The organism is Pigmentiphaga humi, assembly GCF_900606115.1.
GTDB classification, from domain to species: domain Bacteria; phylum Pseudomonadota; class Gammaproteobacteria; order Burkholderiales; family Burkholderiaceae_B; genus Pigmentiphaga; species Pigmentiphaga humi.
Genome location: NZ_UWPJ01000023.1, coordinates 241,402 through 257,222, shown reverse-complemented (window position 1 = coordinate 257,222; position 15,821 = coordinate 241,402). Strand labels below are relative to the sequence as shown.

Below are 15,821 nucleotides of genomic sequence, written 5' to 3'. Positions count from 1 at the left end.
GGGGATCATGCGCCTGAACCACCGACCTGGAGCACACGCATGAACATGGAGCCCATTCAGGCCCTCCCCGTCCCGAGATGGGAAGGCGAAGGCTACAGCAGGATTCCCTTCTGGGTTTATACCGACGAGGCGCTGTACCACCGGGAACTCGACCGGATCTTCTACGGCAAGCACTGGAGCTACGTCGGCCTCGAAGCGGAGATTCCCCACGCCGGCGACTACAAGCGCACGTGGGTAGGAGAACGATCGGTCATCGTCGCCAGGACCGACGACGGCTCGATCAGCGCGGTGGAGAACATCTGCGCGCACCGCGGCGCCGCATTCTGCCGGGAGCGGACCGGAAACGTCAAAGAATTCCTGTGCCCCTACCACCAATGGACCTATGACCTGAAGGGCAACCTGGCCGGCGTGCCGTTCCGCCGCGGCCTCAAGAAGAACGGCGAGATCCGCGGCGGCATGCCCGCGGATTTCAAGCCTGCCGAGCATGGACTGAACAAGCTGAACGTCGCCGTCCGCAACGGCGTGATCTTCGCCTCGTTCGCCCACGACATCGAATCCCTGGAAGACTACCTCGGGCCGCGGATCCTCCCCTACTTCGACCGGACCTTCGACGGCCGCAAGCTGAAAATCCACGGGCATGCCCGTCAGCGCATCCCCGGCAACTGGAAACTGATGCAAGAGAACATCAAGGACCCCTACCACGTCGGGCTCCTGCATACCTGGTTCCTGATGTTCGGCCTGATCCGGGGGGACCAGAAATCGAACATCCTGATGGACGCGCACGGGCGCCACGGCGCGATGGCCTCGACGCGGGCGGACACGGGCAAAGGCGACGTCAGCCAGGGCCTGCACAGCTTCAAGGACGACATGCGCCTGCACGACGAGCGCATCATCGATATCGAACGCGAGCAATGGTGGAACGGCCCCACGGTCGTCATGCTGACGCTCTTTCCCAACCTGATCGTGCAGCAGCAGTCCAACAGCATGTCGATGCGGCAGATCATCCCGCGCGGCACGGGGAAATTCGACTTCGTCTGGACGCACTTCGGCTTCGAGGACGATACGCCGGACCTGGAAACCCGCCGCCTGCGCCAGGCCAACATGTTCGGCCCGGCCGGCTACGTTTCGGCGGACGACGGCGAAGTGCTCGAATTCTGTCAGGAGTCCTACGATGCCGGCGACCGGAACCGGGCGACGATCGCCGAACAAGGAGGCCGCGACTGGAGCGACTCGACGCATACCATCACCGAGAACGTCCTGCGCGGCATGTATGCATACTGGCGCAAGCTGATGGAGGTCTAGCCATGCAACTCACCCGACACCAGGCAGACCTGCTGGAGCTCATCGCATTCCATGGCAGCTATAGCGCGTGCCTGGACCAGAACGAATTCGAGCGCTGGCCCGATTTTTTCCTGGACGACTGCCACTACCGCATCCAGGCGAGGGAGAACCACGACCAGGGACTGCCGCTCTGCATCCTGTGGCTGGAAGGACGAGGCATGCTGCGCGATCGCGTCTATGGAATCCGCGAAACGCTCTATCACGATCCCTATTATCAAAGGCACGTGATATCGACACCGTTGATCACCGCCTCGAACGACGATGAGATCGTCGCCGAAACCAACTACCAGGTCATCCGCACCAAGCGGGACCAACCCTCCGAGCTCTTCAATGCCGGACGCTATCTCGACCGGCTGCAACGCACGCCCGGCGGCCTGAAACTGAAAAGCCGAACGTGCGTTTTCGACAGCGAGTGGATCCTCAACTCCATCATCTACCCGCTGTAGCGGCGGCGTTTACCGGGCGCGGCGGCGCCCCTCACCCCACCGAGGCGCCCGAGCGCTTGATCAATTCCGACAGGCGCTCGATATCGCGCTGCATCAGCTCGGCCAGCTCCGCCGGCGAGCCTCCCACCACCTCCAGTCCCAGGTCGAGCAGCTTGGGCTGGGCCTGCGGCGACTTCACCACCCTGGCGATCTCGGTGCTGAGCCGCTCGACGATGGGCTTGGGCGTCCCCTTGGGCGCGAACACGGCGTGCCAGGACGTGAATTCGAATCCCGCCACGCCCGCCTCGATCATCGTCGGCACGTCCGGCAGTTGCGCGATGCGCTTGGCCGAAGTCACCGCCAGCACCTTGATCTTGCCCGACTGCAGCAGGGGCAGCGTGGACGGCAGCTGGTCGAACTTGAACGCCAGCTGGCCCGACACCACATCGGTCAGGCCCGACTGGTTCTTGTACGGCACGTGCAGGAGCGGTACGCCGATGATCTGCGAAAACAGTTCCCCCGCCAGGTGCGGCGTCGTGCCCACGCCGGCCGAACCGTAGGCGCGCGCCTTCTCGCTCTTCTTGAGCAGCGCGATCAGGTCGGCCACCGAGTTCACGCCGAGATTGGGATTGGCCACCAGCAGGCTGGGCACGTCGCCCACCAGCGATACCGGCTCGAAATCCTTGACCGGGTCGTAGGGCAGGTTCTTGTAGAGGCTGACGTTGGCGGCATGCGTGCCGCTGGTGCCCCCTATGAGCGTGTAGCCGTCCGGCGCGGCCTTGGCGACGGTCTCGGCGCCGATAATGCCGCCCGCCCCCGCCTTGCTCTCGACCACGAAGGTCTGCTTGAGCGATTCGCTCAAGGCCTGAGTGATGATCCGGGCGATGACGTCGGTAGTGCTCCCGGCGAAGAACGGGACGACATAGGTGATGGGCCTGGCGCTCGGCCAGGGCGCGCCCTGCGCCCGCCCCACGGCGGGCAGGCTGGCGCCCAGCGCGGCTGCGCCCAGGGTGGCGAGGAAATCACGGCGATCGGTCATGGTTGTTGTCTCCTATCGTTGGAATGGCTGTCGGCAAGCCGACGGCAATCAGTTCAAGTCCGGACCCACTGTCCGAATGTCCAGCCGCCTCCCGTGCCGGCCGGACTGCGCGCGGTCGGCACGTAATCGATCAAGTCGAAGCGGTGGTCCTGGCAGGCGCCCGCGGCCACGATCCAGTTGCGGATCTCACCAGTCGGCGTATCCAGGCGCGGCAGGTTTTCCAGAATCGAACGGTCGTTCTCCTGCAGGCCTTTCAGGACCCGCCTGTCGAGCTCCTCGTCGAGCACGAAATGGCTCAGGCCGCCCGAAGCCACCATCAGCACACGCTGGTCGCCGGGGTATTCCTCGACCAGCGCGCGCAGCGCGGCGCCGAAGTCGAAGCAGCGGCGGCCGGTCGGCCGGTTCGGCGGATAGCAGGTATTCACGAACACCGGCACCATGGGAATCGGCTGGTTGTCCATCACCGCCTTCACCACGTAGGCGAAGCCATGCGGTATCCCTTTCTTGCCCGGCGCGCGCGAGCGGCGCTCCTCGATATAGCCGGACGGGCCCACGCTGCCGCCGTACTCGTCGCGCAGATAGCGGAAATGCGAGATGTCGAAATCGCGGTCGCCCAGGCCCTTGATCAGGTACTCGCCCATCGCCGCGTCCACCGGCACCGACATTTCGCGGTCGCCCCAGCCGCGCTGGAAGGTTTCGAACAGCCGGTGCGCGCCGGGCCGGTGCGATTTCCATGGGATCAGATCCCACGAGTCGCCCCAGTAGATGGACAGCGACGGCATGTTGTCGTCGAAAAACAGCTCCTCCTGGTCGTCGCTGATCACCATGACCACGTCCGGCTTCTGCTCGGCGACGACGTCGCGCAATTTCTGCGCGCCCACTTGCATGCGCTCGTACTTGGCGGCGAATACCTCGGGCGTCAGCTCCGCGGCCAGGCCGGGATCCGCGGCCTGCGCCTCTTCGAGCAACTGCGCATAAGGCGTTATGTTGCCCGTACGCGGGGATTGCAGTTCGGGATTCTTCTGGTCGGTGATTTCCGAATGCTTTTCCCAGTATTCGACTTCCAGGAACATCGGAGGGGAATGCGAGGTGCCAATGGCTCCGAGAAACTTCGCCATGTCTACTCCTGACTCATTTTTTGATGGAGGGTGCGCTCGAACGGGATTCAGGCCCGTGCAGGCTCCCAGTCGTGCAGCAGCGCCAACGGCTCGGCCACCGGTTCGAGCATCCCCTGCGCGACCATGGCCGACACCAGGGCTTCCCACATCCGCGCGTTGGCCCGGCGGCCGTTGGGCAGCGGATCCAGTTCGGGATTGATGCGCTCGAGGTCCGCGATCACGCCGGATGCGGGCGTGCCGTGGGCCGCGAGGTAATCGCGCAGCACCGTCTCGAAACGCTGGCAGACCAGGTCGGGCACTTCGGTGCCGGCGTACTTGGCGTCCATCACTACCAGGTGGTTGGCCGGCACGATGCCGGTCGCCCGGGTCCACGCCGATGCCGATTCCTGCGGATCGGCGATCAGGGTGCGGCAGCCTTCGGGCACATGGCGCAGGCCGATGGCCACGTCCGCCTCGCCCGATGCCAGCAGGCCGTCCAGCGTCTGGCCGCGCCGCTCGATCGCGCCTTCCGGCCGCTTCAGGCCGGGCACCGGGTCGTCGGCGACGAAGACCCAGGTCACGCCCGACAAATCCACACCCAGGTAATCCGACAGGTAGTAGCGCACCCACAGCGCCGTCGGCTGCGCCCAGGTGCGCACGGCGATCCGCTTGCCCGGCAGGTCCCGCACGTCCCGGACCGCGGAGTCCGCGCGCGCCACGATCTGGCCCAGCGCATACTGGCGGAACGGAAAGACCGGCAGCGCGATCAGCGGCGCGCCGGCCTGGCGCGCGATCAAATAAGATGTCGGCGACATCTCGCAGACATCGTAGGCGCGTTCGCGCAGCATGGCGCGCATCGCGGTCAGCAACGCGCCTTCGTAGGTGGCGATCCTGAACGTCACGCCATCGTGGGCTTGTTCGTCGAACAGAACATCGTTGTACTCATACCGCCGCAAGGCGGTCACGAGCGTATGGTCAGCCATCGTGTGCAATCTCCGGACACGGCCGGCACCGCGCCGGCATGAGAGGGCGGAGTGTGCACCGCGGTCCGCAGCGCGTCGATTGAGGAATGCAGCCAATACGTTGACAGAAAGGTTAATCCGCGCCAACCGGGCGGCTTTGCGAGGACCGCCCTGGCTTTGTATTTATCGCAAAACTGCTATGCGGCCCCCACTGTCCGGCGGCGCGCAATGCCTGGAATACTTGACCGATCCCGGACACCGTCCGCCCATCCCTCTTCACAGCAGTGGAACCACGCATGGCGACTACCGATACCTCTTCCCGCCACGGCGGCCAGATCCTCGTCGAAGCGCTGCGGCGCAATCTGGCGGATACCGTCTATTGCGTCCCCGGCGAGAGCTACCTGCCCGTGCTGGACGCCCTGGCCGACCACCCCGGCATCCGCACCATCGTTACCCGCCATGAAGGCGCGGCCTCCAACATGGCCGACGCCTACGGCAAACTCACCGGCCGCCCCGGCATCGCCATCGTCACGCGCGGCCCCGGCGCCACGCACGCGGCCAACGGCGTACATACCGCCATGCAGGACTCGACCCCCATGATCCTGTTCGTCGGCCAGGTGCACGGCGACGCCAAGGAGCGCGAAGGCTTCCAGGAACTGGACTACCGCAAGGTCTTCGGCGGACTGGCCAAATGGGCGACCGAGATCGAGTCCATCGAGCGCATCCCCGAGATCGTCAATCGCGCGTTCAGCGTGGCGCAATCCGGCCGCAAGGGTCCGGTGGTCGTCGCGCTGCCCGAAGACGTGCTGTATGGATCGGCGGCCGTGGCCGACATCCCGCCGGCACGGATCGCCGAAGCCGCTCCCGATGCGGCCGCCGCGCCCGAACTGGAGAAGCTGCTGCGCGAGGCCCGGCGCCCGCTGGTCGTGGTCGGCGGAACCGGCTGGACCGAGCAGGCCCAGGCCGACCTGCGCCGCTTCGCCGCCGCCTACAACCTGCCGGTGGCGGCTTCGTTCCGCCGCCAGGACATCCTCGACAACCGGGATCCGCACTACGTCGGCCAGATCGGCCTGGGCATCTCGCCCGCGCTGACGCAGACGCTGCGCGAGGCCGACCTACTGATCGCCATCGGCAGCCGGCTGTCCGAAGTCAGCTCGGGCAGCTACGAACTGGTGCGCAGCCCCGAACCCACCCAGCGGCTGGTGCACGTCCATGCCGACCCCGAGGAACTCGGCCGCGTCTACCGCGCCGAGCTGCCCATCAACGCGTCGGTGGCCAAGGCCACCGACGCCTTTGCCGAACTGCCCGCGCCGGCCGGCGCGCGCCCCTGGGACGCCCATACCGCCGCGGCGCGCGCGGCCTACGAGGCCCACAACGCCCCGCTGCCGCGCAACGACGCGCTGCGCGGCGTGGACCTGGGCGCCGTGGTCGCACATTTGTCCGACACGCTGCCCGAAGACGCGATCATCGCCAGCGGCGCCGGCAACTACACCGTCTGGGTCCATCGGCACTTCCGCTACAAGCGGCTGCACACCGAACTGGCGCCGGTCAACGGCGCCATGGGCTACGGCTTTCCCGCCGCCGTCGCCGCCAAGCTCGCCCATCCCGAACGCACCGTGGTGTGCTTCGCCGGCGACGGCTGCTTCATGATGTACCCGCAAGAACTGGCCACCGCCATGCAGTTCGATGCCCCGGTCATCGTCATCGTCGCCAACAACGGCATGCTCGGCACGATACGCATGCACCAGGAGCGCGAATATCCCGGCCGCGTTTCCGGCACGCGCCTGGCCAACCCGGACTTCGTGGCGCTGGCGCGAGCCTTCGGCGCGCATGCCGAACGCATCGAACACGAAGCGGATTTCCCGGCCGCCTTCGAACGCGCCCGCGCATCGGGGCGGCCCGCCTTGCTGGAACTGCTTACCGACCCGCTGCAGATCACGCCGCAGGCGCGGCTGGCCAAGGACTGAACGCCTGGGCCGCCTGGCCGTCCGCGGGCTGCGGCACCGGGCGGGCTCCCGGCCAGGCCCCCTGCTCCGCCAGCCTGGCCGTGACCGAACGGATCAGGCGGGTGAGCGGCCAGAGATCGCGGGCTTCCATGTCGGAGCGCCCCAGCACCAGCGAAATCGCCCGCTCCACATCCTCGCCCGGAATGGGGAAACCTTGCAGCCGGCCGCACGCGATGTCGTCGGCCACCGTCGCCAGCGGCAGCACCGAGCAGCCGCAGCCTTTGTGCACCAGGTCCACCGTCAGCGCATTCGAACCGTCGCTTTCCAGCGCGATCGTGGGGGCGTAGCCATGGCGCGAGGCCAGCGCCTCGACGAACACGCGCAAGCCGTGGCGCGTGCTGGGCAGGATCAGCGGCAGGCCTTTCAAGCCATGTTCGCAAAGGTGCGCCTGCGTCACCGGAAAGCCCGGCGGCGCCAGCAGGTAGAGGCGCTCCAGCAGCAGGGGCTCGTACACCATGCCGCCCACGTGCTCGGGGCGGTAGAGCACCGCCAGATCCAGCGCGCCGGATTGCAGGTCCGCCAGGATGGTATCCGCCAGGCCCTCGGTGAAATGCACCTGGCTGTGCGGGAAATGCGCGCGTAGCGCGTGGAACAGGTCGCCGAACAGCGCGCGGGCAATGGTGGGCTGGGCGGCGATGCGGATGCGGGCGGGGCCGCGCCGGGCGGTGCTGGAAACCGCCGTCCGCGCCGCCTCGAGCGAGCTGCCCACCTCGCGCGCATACGTCAGGAGCACTTCGCCCTGGCCCGTCAGCGCAACGCCTCTGCCATTGCGGCGGAACAGGCGCACGCCCAGGTCTTTTTCCAATTGCGCGATACGGCGGCTGACATTGGACGTGTCCAGGCCGTCGGCCAGCGCAGCAGCGGAAAAGCTGCCGGTATCGGCCACGCGGGTAAAGAGGGCGAGGTCGTCGGAATTCATCGGAGCGGGTCAGGAAGCCTGGACAATCCCGCCTAGCTTAACCCAGCGCCGGTCTTCCCCCGCGGTCTCAATGCGTGCGCGTACGCGGATCCGCCAGCGTGTCCGGCACGGACAGCATAGGCGGCCGGGTGCGGGCGGGCTTTGTGCGCGCCAATGGCGCCTCGACCGGCGCAGGCTCCGGACCGAAGGCGCGCGCGGTCTGCGCCATCCGCAGCCGCAGCCGCTCGACTGCCGTAGCCACGCATGAGACCGGCAGCAGATATTTCCAGGAGACCTCGCGCAGCCAGCGCCCGGGCATCAGGGGCGGCGCGGTGATCGCCAGAGCGGGAGCCCAGCCCGGCCGCCAGCGCAGCGCGATGCGCGGCCGCAAGGCGAGCGAGACGGCCGGCACGCCCACGTTGGAGGCCAGGTGCGCCAGGCCCGAATCATTGCCGACGAAAACACCCGCGGTCGCAAGCCAGGCGGCCACGTCGGCCAGCGATGCGTACGCAACCAGCCGCTCGCCCTGCGCCTCGATCCAGTGCCAATCGGCACGCTCGCAAGGAGCGACCACGAACCACGGCTCGTAGCCCTGTTTGCGCAGGCGCCGCGCCAACGCGAGGAAACGGACCGGCAGCCACTGCTTGTGGAGGTCGCTGGCCGTGGGATGGATGATCACCCGGTTGCGGATGACCACGCCCGCGGCGCCCAGCGGCACGACCAGGCCGTTGTCCCGGGTGGGATCGGCAAGCCCGAAGCAGTCGCGACAGACGTCGAGCTGGATGTCTACCATGGGCTTGACCTGGCGATAGGTCGGCCAGTGGTCCATCACCCACGCCCGCGGGTGCCAGGCGCGCGTATCGCCCACGACGTCGTTCGCGTAGGCGTGCAGCACGAGGTCGTAGCGCGAAAGTTCGCCGCGCGCCTGTGCGGCGCCCAATTCGGGCCGGATGTCGACGCCGGGAAACCACTCGCGCATGGCGTCCAGGTGCCTGCTGAACACCGTGACCGCTATGCCATGGCGCATCAGGTTGTTGACCAGCACCATCGAGACGAGCGTATCGCCGATACGGCGGGACATCACGAACGCGACGGTCCAGTCTTGCTCGATGGGGTGGGAAGGAGAGGTGGGAGTACCCGACATGTCATCTCATAATGAAGTGACCTCAGGTTTAAATAGCATGCGCATCCCGGCGCAACGCATGCAGTTCGTAACCAAGCATCGGCCGTCCGGCACTGCTCAACCATGCGCATCGGCCATGGCGCGGCGCTTCGCTCCGCACGCCCCGCGGCGGGGCGCAACAGCTGGAAACATCAATGCTTCGCGCCGAGTCCCAACAGCGACCAGAACGAACGTTTGCGGGTGCGGCGGTTGCCTTCGTAATCGCGCTGGGACGCCTTGGCGAATGCTCCGAACGGCTGCGCCGCGCGATAGCGGTCCAGGTCGTAGCCGGCGGCCAGCGCTTCCCGGTAGTAGCGGTCGAACAGCTCGGCAAGATCGGCGCGCGGATGCGGCAGCACCTTGCCGTCGAACCAGTGCTCGCGGCCTTCACGCGCCAGCCGCGGAAAGGCGTACTTGTGGGTGAACTGCGTCCCCATGTCGGAGTAGTGCAGGATGCGAATGGCGTGGCGCGCTTTCTCCTCGCCGTCGATATTGTTGTAGTCGGAGTGCATGGGCTCGATCAGTTGTCCGGCATGGCCGGTGAAGTGCCGCATCATGCGCTGGTGCGCATCGGGATCGGCGCGCAATTCTTCGATGGCCGGCAGTTCGGCCTGGGCGGCGGCGCAATCCCACACCGACACGCAGAAGCGCCAGGACGTCTTGCGCCCCTTGCCCGTCAAGACCTTGCCGGGGCCGAAGGGCATGCGCCAGAGCTCGGCCAGGTCGCACAGCACGACCATGTCGGCGTCCATATAGATGGCGCGTCCCTGGTAGCCGCAGAATGCCGGCACGCCCCAGCGGAAACCCGAGAAAGGCGTGGCCCAGGTTTCCGTGCGCCAGCCCAGCCCGCGCTCGGGGTCCGCATACCAGAAGCTGGACGGATCGCGGGTCAGACGCATCCATTCGATGTCGATAGGCAGCGAGCTATGCTTGCGCGCGCTGTATTCGAGCACCATCATTTGTTCGAGATCGCAGTCGTTCGGATCGCATCCGACGAAGAGCTTGATCCGGTCTTCCATGGCTTGCCTCGGTTTCAAGTGGCTGGTGCGAAGGCCGCGGCGCCGCCCGGCGCCAGTGCCCGCCAGTCGAGCTGGCGGAACGGCTCGCAGGCCAATGCGCCCTGCGGCGACAAATTGACGATTTCCACGCCCGATGCACGCAGCAGCGCCGCGGCCTGCGTGAACGAAGGCAGGATGTGGTCGGGCAGGTAGAGGTCCAGCGTCGTCGGCAGGCTGTCGCCGGGAGCCTCGTAGAACCGCGCCGCGCCGGCGGCATTGTTCAGGTCGACGCCGTGCAGCACGATCTGCGAAAACCCCAGCCAGGCCATGATCTGCAAAGCCGTGTAGGCCACGGTGCCGACGTCGAAGACGCCCTTGCGTATGTCCCGGCTGAATCCCAGCGCGCGGCCGGCGTCGAACACGGCCAGTTCGTCGTCGGCATGATCGTGCCGCACTTCTTCCATGGTGCGCGCCGGCAACAGCGCGCGGCGCTGCGGATTCTCGATCAGGAACAACCGGCATCGCAGCGCCTCGGCCGGCATTTGCTGCAGCACGTGCCACAGGCATAGCGGCGTGGTGAACAGCAGCAACTCCGTCGAGACGATGCGGCGGACCAGTTCCGGACGCGCGCGCACGAACCCCGTATCGTTGAAGCAGTAGTAGTCGAAGCGCACCGGATGGCGCTCGGCCAGCGCGATCGCGCCGTTGACGCCCATGACGTGCGACAGCCTCAAGCGGCGATAGTCGATCTCGTTGATCGACGGCCCGCTGGCGATGATGTGGCCGGTGCCGTGCGCGCAGCCGCGCTCCACCTGCGCATTGGCCAGCGGCAGCGGCTGGCGGCGGTAGGCATAGCCGGACAGGTTGCCGGCACCGTCCCGGCCTACCGCCACGTGCGGCCACAAGCGCTCGTTGTGGCGATAGCGCGGGCCGCGCCCGTAGCGGTAGAGCAGCTTGAACGCGGTGTTGGCGAAGCGGCGGGAAACGGACATAGTGCAAATCGTATTCATGACCAAGCCGGGGCATCGCGCTGCCGGGGCTACCATGCCTTCGATCATAATGGGCCATCGCCCATCCCACGCCGCGAAGCGGCCGCCGAACATGAGCAATCCGATTACAAATGCAAAAAAACGTATTTATCGCTGGATCAAGTACCGCCTGAAGCGGCCCGCTCCGCCTCCCCTGCTCCGCGGCTTCCAGGGTCCCGCGGTCGTGGTGGGTTCCGCGCCGGTCTCGCACCGGCCTGACGGGCTCGACGACACCTACTGCACCATCACCATCAACGGTTCACAATCGGCGACCGCGCGTTGGGGCATCGCGGTCCCCGACATCACCATGATGATGTTCAACCAGATCGAAGGCACTGCCTACAACCCGCGCGAAGTCCGGCGCGTGCTGCGCGGACAGCGCACCCGCGCCCTCTACCTGCTGCTCTGGCGCAAGAACGAGCGCGAGCGCCTGGAGCGCGGCCTGGCGGCCTTCGACTACGGCTACGACGACCTGTACATCGTCGACCGCTACGAGCGCATGGCCTTGCTGGACAGGGTGGCCGGCATGCTCACGCTGGAGATCGATGCGCCGTCCAAATGCTCCAACGGCATCAACGCTGTGCTCTTCGCCCTCCACCATGGCGCCCCGGCGGTCATCCTCACCGGCATCGACCCCGGCTCGGCCGGCCATGCCTACAACGACACCGGGATGGAAAGGCTGCACGTCCACATGGACAGCGTCGTGCTGCAGCGCCTGCTCGCCGCGGGACGGCCAATCTACACCGCCGATCCGGAAGTCGCCGATGCGACCGGCATTCCCTTGTGGACCGGCGAACACGCGCGCCGATACGCAGCCGCTCGCCAGTCCGGCTCCTAGCCGGACTGCTGCCGGACGTACAGGAGCCGATCGCGCGCGGCAAACCACTCGTCCGCGTAGTCGTCCTTCCGGTATTCCTCGAAATACGGCCCGCCGTCGGTAAAGTGGACCAGCCGGGCATCCGGCCTCGGCGCGTACTCGTTGACCAGCCAATTCCAGGCGGCCGGCAGTTCGCCGATCAGCTCGTCGGACTCCAGCCACTTGAACTGGTGAAGTTCCAGGCCGGTGGCGGTATTCACGTAGTCCGGGTCCAGCCGGCGGCATTTCCCGTTGTTGAACAGCACCACGCTGGACCAGTTCTTCTTCCGATACCGGGTCTGCACCTGGCCCAGGAACTTGCGTTCCCCGATGGGCACGTAGTCGTGCTTGACGCACATAGCGGCAAAGCGCTCGTCGCGCAGCGACCAGAGTTCGGCGATGTCGGCGCGCGCCAGCATGTCGCAGTCGATGAACAGCGACCAGCCTTGGTAGCCGCTCAGGTAGGGCACCAGGAAGCGCGAGAAAGAAAATTCGGTCGATTGCAGCGCGTTGCGCTCGCGCCGGAAAACGCGATGCAGGGTGTTCAAGGCAACAGGAGTGAAGGACACCGGAATGGAGCTACGCTCCAGGATGCTTTGGCAGAGCACGTGGTAAGCGACGGCTTCCTGGCTGTCGAAGCCGATGAAGATACGAGCGGTTTCAATCATGGTGCGGGGTGCCTGGCTTCCGTGCGGAGTGCTGCGCTGATCTGCCCCGGTACGCCTGTCGCGGGAGCCTTGCCTGCTCATCTGTAGCGGGCGAAAAAATTGTAAGGCCGACATGGCGGCAAAACCCGGCCGGGAATGTGACCACGCGTGAGAGTGGCAACCGGTTCGCGCGGCGGGCTATGGTCGCGCGCAAGGCAGGCAGAATCGTTCGGGTGGCGATCGTGTGTCGGCCTACAGCCGCGCGAAGCGCCCCGTTCCAACGGCCCGATCGTCCGGAGACTCCGCCATGCCCGACACGCCCGAAGTCCGCAAAGGCCAATCGCCCGGCCCGATGGCGCGGGAAGACTTCCGCGCGCGCTTTCTGCGCCGCTTCTACGATCCCGCCTTCCGCGGCGAGGATGCCGCCATCGCGCGGCTCGAGGCCATCGCATGGGACGCCTACTGCGAAGGCCGCAAAGCCCCCATCACCGAAAAAGCCGGCCCGGGCCATGCCGACCCGCAATACGACCTCTCCGTCGAATGGCGCGACGCGCGCGACCGCATCGAGGCCGCGCAGCGCCGGCAGCGCGACCCCGCCACGCCGTCGCGCGTGCTCCTCATCGTCGGCGCGACCCGCAACGACGGCACCTGTCCCGGGGAGATATCCAAATCCTGGCGGCTCGCGCAGATCGTGCGCGCCGAGCTCGAAGCCGGCGGCATCGCGCCCGACGTGCTCGATCTCAGCCGGCTCGCCTCCGAATACCAGCGCATCATCCATCCCTGCAAAGGCTGCGTGTCCACCGCCATGCCGCTGTGCCACTGGCCCTGTAGCTGCTACCCCAACCACGCGCTCGGGCAGTCCAACGACTGGATGAACGAGATCTACGAGCGCTGGGCCGCCGCCCACGGCGTCGTCATCGTCACGCCCACCTACTGGTATCAATCGACCAGCTCGCTCAAACTCATGATCGACCGCCTCGTCTGCGCCGACGGCGGCAATCCGGACCCCACCTCCACCTCGGGCAAGGATCCCGCCAAGGCCAAGGCCCTCGAAATGCAGGGCTGGCCGTATCCCAAGCACCTGGCCGGGCGCGTCTACGGGCTCGTGGTGCATGGCGACGTGGCCGGCATCGAAGGACAGCGCCGGGCGCTGGCCGACTGGCTCGACTGGATGGGGCTGATCGCGGCCGGCGCCAGCGGACGGCTGGACCGCTACATCGGCTACTACGAGCCCTATGCGACCAGCCACCAAGCCCTGGACCGGGACGAAGGCGTGCAGGAAGAAACCCGCAACGTCGGCCGGGCAATGTGCCGGGCGGTGGACGCGCTGCGGGCGGGGCGGCTCGCCGTGCCCGACGAGGGGCTGGAATCGCCCAGGCAGAAATAAGAGGCAAAAGCCGTCGCAAGGCGGATACGTGACGCATGCGCAGCCAGGCATCCGCGGCGCCGAGCAGGCCTGCGGGCCCGGCTTGCGGCGGGTACGGCGCTTGCTGTCCTGCCATCGCATGCACACGGCCATTACCGTCGCCGCCTGCCCCCATCCTCGACTCGACAGTTATGGAGCATCACATGAACAAGTCCACGATCCCCGTCGAACAGCGCGCCGCCCTGAGCCTGCTGCTGGACGATCATCGCCATGCCAAGCGGCTCTTCAAGCAGTTCGAAAGCGTGCGCGGCATGCAGGAAAAAAAGCAGATCGCGATGGAAGTCTGTCAGGCGCTGGAAGTCCACACGCAGATAGAGGAAGAGCTCTTCTATCCCAAGATCCGCGCGGACGGCGGGGAGAAGTTCGCGGATCTGCTGGACGAAGCCAAGGTCGAACATGCGTCGGCCAAGGACCTCATCGCGCAGATCCAGCGCGCCGGCACGGCCGACGAGCTGTTCGAGGCCAAGGTCAAGGTGCTGAGCGAATACATCGCGCACCATGTTTCGGAAGAAGAGGAAGAGCTCTTCCCCAAGGTCATCGCCAAGAAAATCGATCTGAAAGAACTGGCCGAAGAGATGGCCGCGCGGCGGGAGGAATTGATGGAGACCGCGCTCGCCTGACCCGGTCGCGCCGCGCCTACCATTCCACGATGGCCGGCGCGGCGGCGGCTGCCGCGCCGGGTCTTACGATGCGTGGGCCGGCTGCATCGAGGCATCAGGCAGCGTGGCCACGTCGTAGCCGTAAATCCAGTCCACAGGCAGCGGCAGCGGAGGCGGGTTCAGCTGATTGTTGCGGAACTGATCGCGCGCCTGGCGCTGCACTTTGGAAGCGCGGGGCTGGCGTTCCCGCTCGTAGGCCGCGAGCGCAGCCAACGGGTCGTCCCGCCCGCGATCGATATAGTGCGCCAGCGCGTAGCCGTCCTCCATGGAGATGGCCGCGCCCTGGGCCAGGGTGGGCATCATCGGATGCGCCGCGTCCCCCAGCAGCGCGATCCTGCCTTGCACCCAGGCGGCCAGCGGGTCGCGGTCGCGGATGCCCCATTTGTAGACCTCCTGCGCACGCGACAGCATCTGCAGCATGGCCGGATGCCATCCCGCATAGGCCGTCAGCATTTCGCCGATGTCGCTGGGCACCGCCCAGTTTTCCTCGGCCCAGTCGTCGCTCGACACGCGTCCGGCGAAGATGTTGAGCAGTTCGCCGCCCCGCAGCGGATAGAACAGCACGTGTCCCGACGGCCCCAGCCAGCCGGTGTACTCGCTGCCGTCCATGGGGACCGGCAGCGAAGACGCCGCGGCGCGCAGTTCGTCCATGGGCAGGATGATGCGCCAGCAGATCTGGTTGGTGAAACGCGCCTCGCGTTCGCCGAACAACTGGCGGGCCACACGGGAATGGATGCCGTCGGCGCCGATGACCACGTCGGCCTCGACGTCGCGGCCGCCCGCCAGGCGCAGTACGGCTCCGGACGCCGTCTGCTCCACGCCCACGCATTCGGCCCCGGTATGGATGGCCCTTTCGGGGACGCGCGACGCCAGCAGCGCATGCAGGTCGGCCCGGTGCGCGGTGTGATAGCTGGCGCCGTATTGGCGGCGCATGGCTTCTCTCATGGGGACCCGCTCGCGCACGGCGCCGCTGTCCCAGGTCAGCGACAGCCTCACCGAAGGCTCGGGCGCGAACTTCCTGAATTCGTCTTCCAGGCCCAGGGCGCGCACGACCTTGACGGCGTTGGGCGCCATCTGCAGCCCCGCGCCGACTTCGCCCAGGCTCGCTGCGCGTTCGTAGACCTGGACGTCGAAGCCGCGCTGGTGCAGCGCCGCCGCGGCGGTCAGTCCTCCTATGCCCGCCCCGGCGATCGCGATGCGCAGCGGACGGCGTGATGTACTAGCTTGCATGATTCTTCCAATCAAGGGATCGACGCCTCCCGCCGGGAGGCATGTTG

At 66.9% G+C, this 15,821-nt stretch carries 15 protein-coding genes; 6 read left to right on the top strand and 9 right to left on the bottom strand.

The annotated features are described in order from the left end of the window. Window positions 1-39: 39 nt before the first annotated feature. Together PIGHUM_RS15085 and PIGHUM_RS15080 are read left to right on the top strand one after the other, a co-directional pair. Window positions 40-1,302 carry an aromatic ring-hydroxylating oxygenase subunit alpha gene (locus PIGHUM_RS15085; protein WP_124080384.1) on the top strand — a complete coding sequence of 421 codons (1,263 nt, stop codon included), beginning with the start codon at window positions 40-42 and terminating at the stop codon, window positions 1,300-1,302. Between the two features lie 2 nt (window positions 1,303-1,304). Then, on the top strand, window positions 1,305-1,787 hold the full coding sequence (locus PIGHUM_RS15080; protein WP_124080383.1) for an aromatic-ring-hydroxylating dioxygenase subunit beta: 483 nt from the start codon (window positions 1,305-1,307) through the stop codon (window positions 1,785-1,787). Window positions 1,788-1,818: 31 nt separating this feature from the next. Here the strand turns inward: PIGHUM_RS15080 and PIGHUM_RS15075 are convergent, their stop codons facing one another. The 3 genes from PIGHUM_RS15075 to PIGHUM_RS15065 are packed head-to-tail and all read right to left on the bottom strand — an operon-like array spanning window position 1,819 to window position 4,885. Continuing rightward, window positions 1,819-2,805: a Bug family tripartite tricarboxylate transporter substrate binding protein gene (locus PIGHUM_RS15075; protein ID WP_124080382.1), complete on the bottom strand. Its 987-nt coding sequence runs from the start codon at window positions 2,803-2,805 to the stop codon at window positions 1,819-1,821. Window positions 2,806-2,858: 53 nt separating this feature from the next. Next, window positions 2,859-3,923, bottom strand: coding sequence for a DODA-type extradiol aromatic ring-opening family dioxygenase (locus tag PIGHUM_RS15070; protein ID WP_124080381.1), 1,065 nt, complete (start codon window positions 3,921-3,923; stop codon window positions 2,859-2,861). 47 nt (window positions 3,924-3,970) lie between these two features. Next, window positions 3,971-4,885: a PhnD/SsuA/transferrin family substrate-binding protein gene (locus PIGHUM_RS15065; protein ID WP_124080380.1), complete on the bottom strand. Its 915-nt coding sequence runs from the start codon at window positions 4,883-4,885 to the stop codon at window positions 3,971-3,973. Window positions 4,886-5,160: 275 nt separating this feature from the next. On the opposite strand from PIGHUM_RS15065, the gene PIGHUM_RS15060 reads away from it, so the two are divergent. Further along, complete coding sequence (locus tag PIGHUM_RS15060; protein ID WP_124080379.1) at window positions 5,161-6,831, top strand: thiamine pyrophosphate-binding protein; 1,671 nt, start codon at window positions 5,161-5,163, stop codon at window positions 6,829-6,831. Here the strand turns inward: PIGHUM_RS15060 and PIGHUM_RS15055 are convergent. From PIGHUM_RS15055 to PIGHUM_RS15040, 4 genes are all read right to left on the bottom strand, one after another. Further along, the gene (locus PIGHUM_RS15055) at window positions 6,800-7,789 is read right to left on the bottom strand and encodes a LysR family transcriptional regulator (RefSeq protein WP_124080378.1); all 990 of its coding nucleotides are present in this window, start codon (window positions 7,787-7,789) and stop codon (window positions 6,800-6,802) included. The two genes, PIGHUM_RS15060 and PIGHUM_RS15055, sit on opposite strands and share 32 nt — an antisense overlap. A 67-nt stretch (window positions 7,790-7,856) precedes the next feature. Continuing rightward, a complete protein-coding gene (locus PIGHUM_RS15050; RefSeq protein WP_124080377.1) occupies window positions 7,857-8,912 on the bottom strand; it encodes a glycosyltransferase family 9 protein in 1,056 nt (351 codons plus the stop codon). A 170-nt stretch (window positions 8,913-9,082) separates the two neighbouring features. Further along, window positions 9,083-9,949 (bottom strand): glycosyl transferase, encoded by an 867-nt coding sequence (locus PIGHUM_RS15045; RefSeq protein WP_124080376.1) that lies wholly within the window; start codon window positions 9,947-9,949, stop codon window positions 9,083-9,085. A gap of 14 nt (window positions 9,950-9,963) precedes the next feature. After that, a complete protein-coding gene (locus PIGHUM_RS15040) occupies window positions 9,964-10,920 on the bottom strand; it encodes a hypothetical protein (protein ID WP_124080375.1) in 957 nt (318 codons plus the stop codon). Between the two features lie 109 nt (window positions 10,921-11,029). On the opposite strand from PIGHUM_RS15040, the gene PIGHUM_RS15035 reads away from it, so the two are divergent. Then, entirely contained in the window at window positions 11,030-11,794 is a 765-nt protein-coding gene (locus tag PIGHUM_RS15035; RefSeq protein WP_124080374.1) for a membrane-anchored protein, read from the top strand. On the opposite strand, the gene PIGHUM_RS15030 is transcribed toward PIGHUM_RS15035, so the two are convergent. After that, window positions 11,791-12,480 carry a glycosyltransferase family protein gene (locus PIGHUM_RS15030; RefSeq protein ID WP_124080373.1) on the bottom strand — a complete coding sequence of 230 codons (690 nt, stop codon included), beginning with the start codon at window positions 12,478-12,480 and terminating at the stop codon, window positions 11,791-11,793. The genes PIGHUM_RS15035 and PIGHUM_RS15030 overlap by 4 nt on opposite strands. A 286-nt stretch (window positions 12,481-12,766) precedes the next feature. On the opposite strand from PIGHUM_RS15030, the gene PIGHUM_RS15025 reads away from it, so the two are divergent. Both PIGHUM_RS15025 and PIGHUM_RS15020 read left to right on the top strand, forming a co-directional pair. Next, window positions 12,767-13,846 carry a flavodoxin family protein gene (locus PIGHUM_RS15025; protein ID WP_124080372.1) on the top strand — a complete coding sequence of 360 codons (1,080 nt, stop codon included), beginning with the start codon at window positions 12,767-12,769 and terminating at the stop codon, window positions 13,844-13,846. A gap of 182 nt (window positions 13,847-14,028) precedes the next feature. After that, complete coding sequence (locus PIGHUM_RS15020; protein WP_124080371.1) at window positions 14,029-14,505, top strand: hemerythrin domain-containing protein; 477 nt, start codon at window positions 14,029-14,031, stop codon at window positions 14,503-14,505. Window positions 14,506-14,568: 63 nt separating this feature from the next. On the opposite strand, the gene PIGHUM_RS15015 is transcribed toward PIGHUM_RS15020, so the two are convergent. After that, the gene (locus PIGHUM_RS15015) at window positions 14,569-15,774 is read right to left on the bottom strand and encodes an FAD-dependent monooxygenase (RefSeq protein ID WP_124080370.1); all 1,206 of its coding nucleotides are present in this window, start codon (window positions 15,772-15,774) and stop codon (window positions 14,569-14,571) included. Between the last annotated feature and the right edge of the window lie 47 nt (window positions 15,775-15,821).

What these genes read in the sequence shown, in the direction of transcription:
- PIGHUM_RS15050 (WP_124080377.1), bottom strand. Translation starts at nt 8,912, where the DNA reads ATGTCGGGTACTCCCACCTCTCCTTCCCACCCCATCGAGCAAGACTGG.
- PIGHUM_RS15070 (WP_124080381.1), bottom strand. Translation starts at nt 3,923, where the DNA reads ATGGCGAAGTTTCTCGGAGCCATTGGCACCTCGCATTCCCCTCCGATG.
- PIGHUM_RS15025 (WP_124080372.1), top strand. Translation starts at nt 12,767, where the DNA reads ATGCCCGACACGCCCGAAGTCCGCAAAGGCCAATCGCCCGGCCCGATG.
- PIGHUM_RS15040 (WP_124080375.1), bottom strand. Translation starts at nt 10,920, where the DNA reads ATGTCCGTTTCCCGCCGCTTCGCCAACACCGCGTTCAAGCTGCTCTAC.
- PIGHUM_RS15080 (WP_124080383.1), top strand. Translation starts at nt 1,305, where the DNA reads ATGCAACTCACCCGACACCAGGCAGACCTGCTGGAGCTCATCGCATTC.
- PIGHUM_RS15020 (WP_124080371.1), top strand. Translation starts at nt 14,029, where the DNA reads ATGAACAAGTCCACGATCCCCGTCGAACAGCGCGCCGCCCTGAGCCTG.
- PIGHUM_RS15030 (WP_124080373.1), bottom strand. Translation starts at nt 12,480, where the DNA reads ATGATTGAAACCGCTCGTATCTTCATCGGCTTCGACAGCCAGGAAGCC.
- PIGHUM_RS15055 (WP_124080378.1), bottom strand. Translation starts at nt 7,789, where the DNA reads ATGAATTCCGACGACCTCGCCCTCTTTACCCGCGTGGCCGATACCGGC.
- PIGHUM_RS15015 (WP_124080370.1), bottom strand. Translation starts at nt 15,774, where the DNA reads ATGCAAGCTAGTACATCACGCCGTCCGCTGCGCATCGCGATCGCCGGG.
- PIGHUM_RS15035 (WP_124080374.1), top strand. Translation starts at nt 11,030, where the DNA reads ATGAGCAATCCGATTACAAATGCAAAAAAACGTATTTATCGCTGGATC.
- PIGHUM_RS15075 (WP_124080382.1), bottom strand. Translation starts at nt 2,805, where the DNA reads ATGACCGATCGCCGTGATTTCCTCGCCACCCTGGGCGCAGCCGCGCTG.
- PIGHUM_RS15065 (WP_124080380.1), bottom strand. Translation starts at nt 4,885, where the DNA reads ATGGCTGACCATACGCTCGTGACCGCCTTGCGGCGGTATGAGTACAAC.
- PIGHUM_RS15045 (WP_124080376.1), bottom strand. Translation starts at nt 9,949, where the DNA reads ATGGAAGACCGGATCAAGCTCTTCGTCGGATGCGATCCGAACGACTGC.
- PIGHUM_RS15060 (WP_124080379.1), top strand. Translation starts at nt 5,161, where the DNA reads ATGGCGACTACCGATACCTCTTCCCGCCACGGCGGCCAGATCCTCGTC.
- PIGHUM_RS15085 (WP_124080384.1), top strand. Translation starts at nt 40, where the DNA reads ATGAACATGGAGCCCATTCAGGCCCTCCCCGTCCCGAGATGGGAAGGC.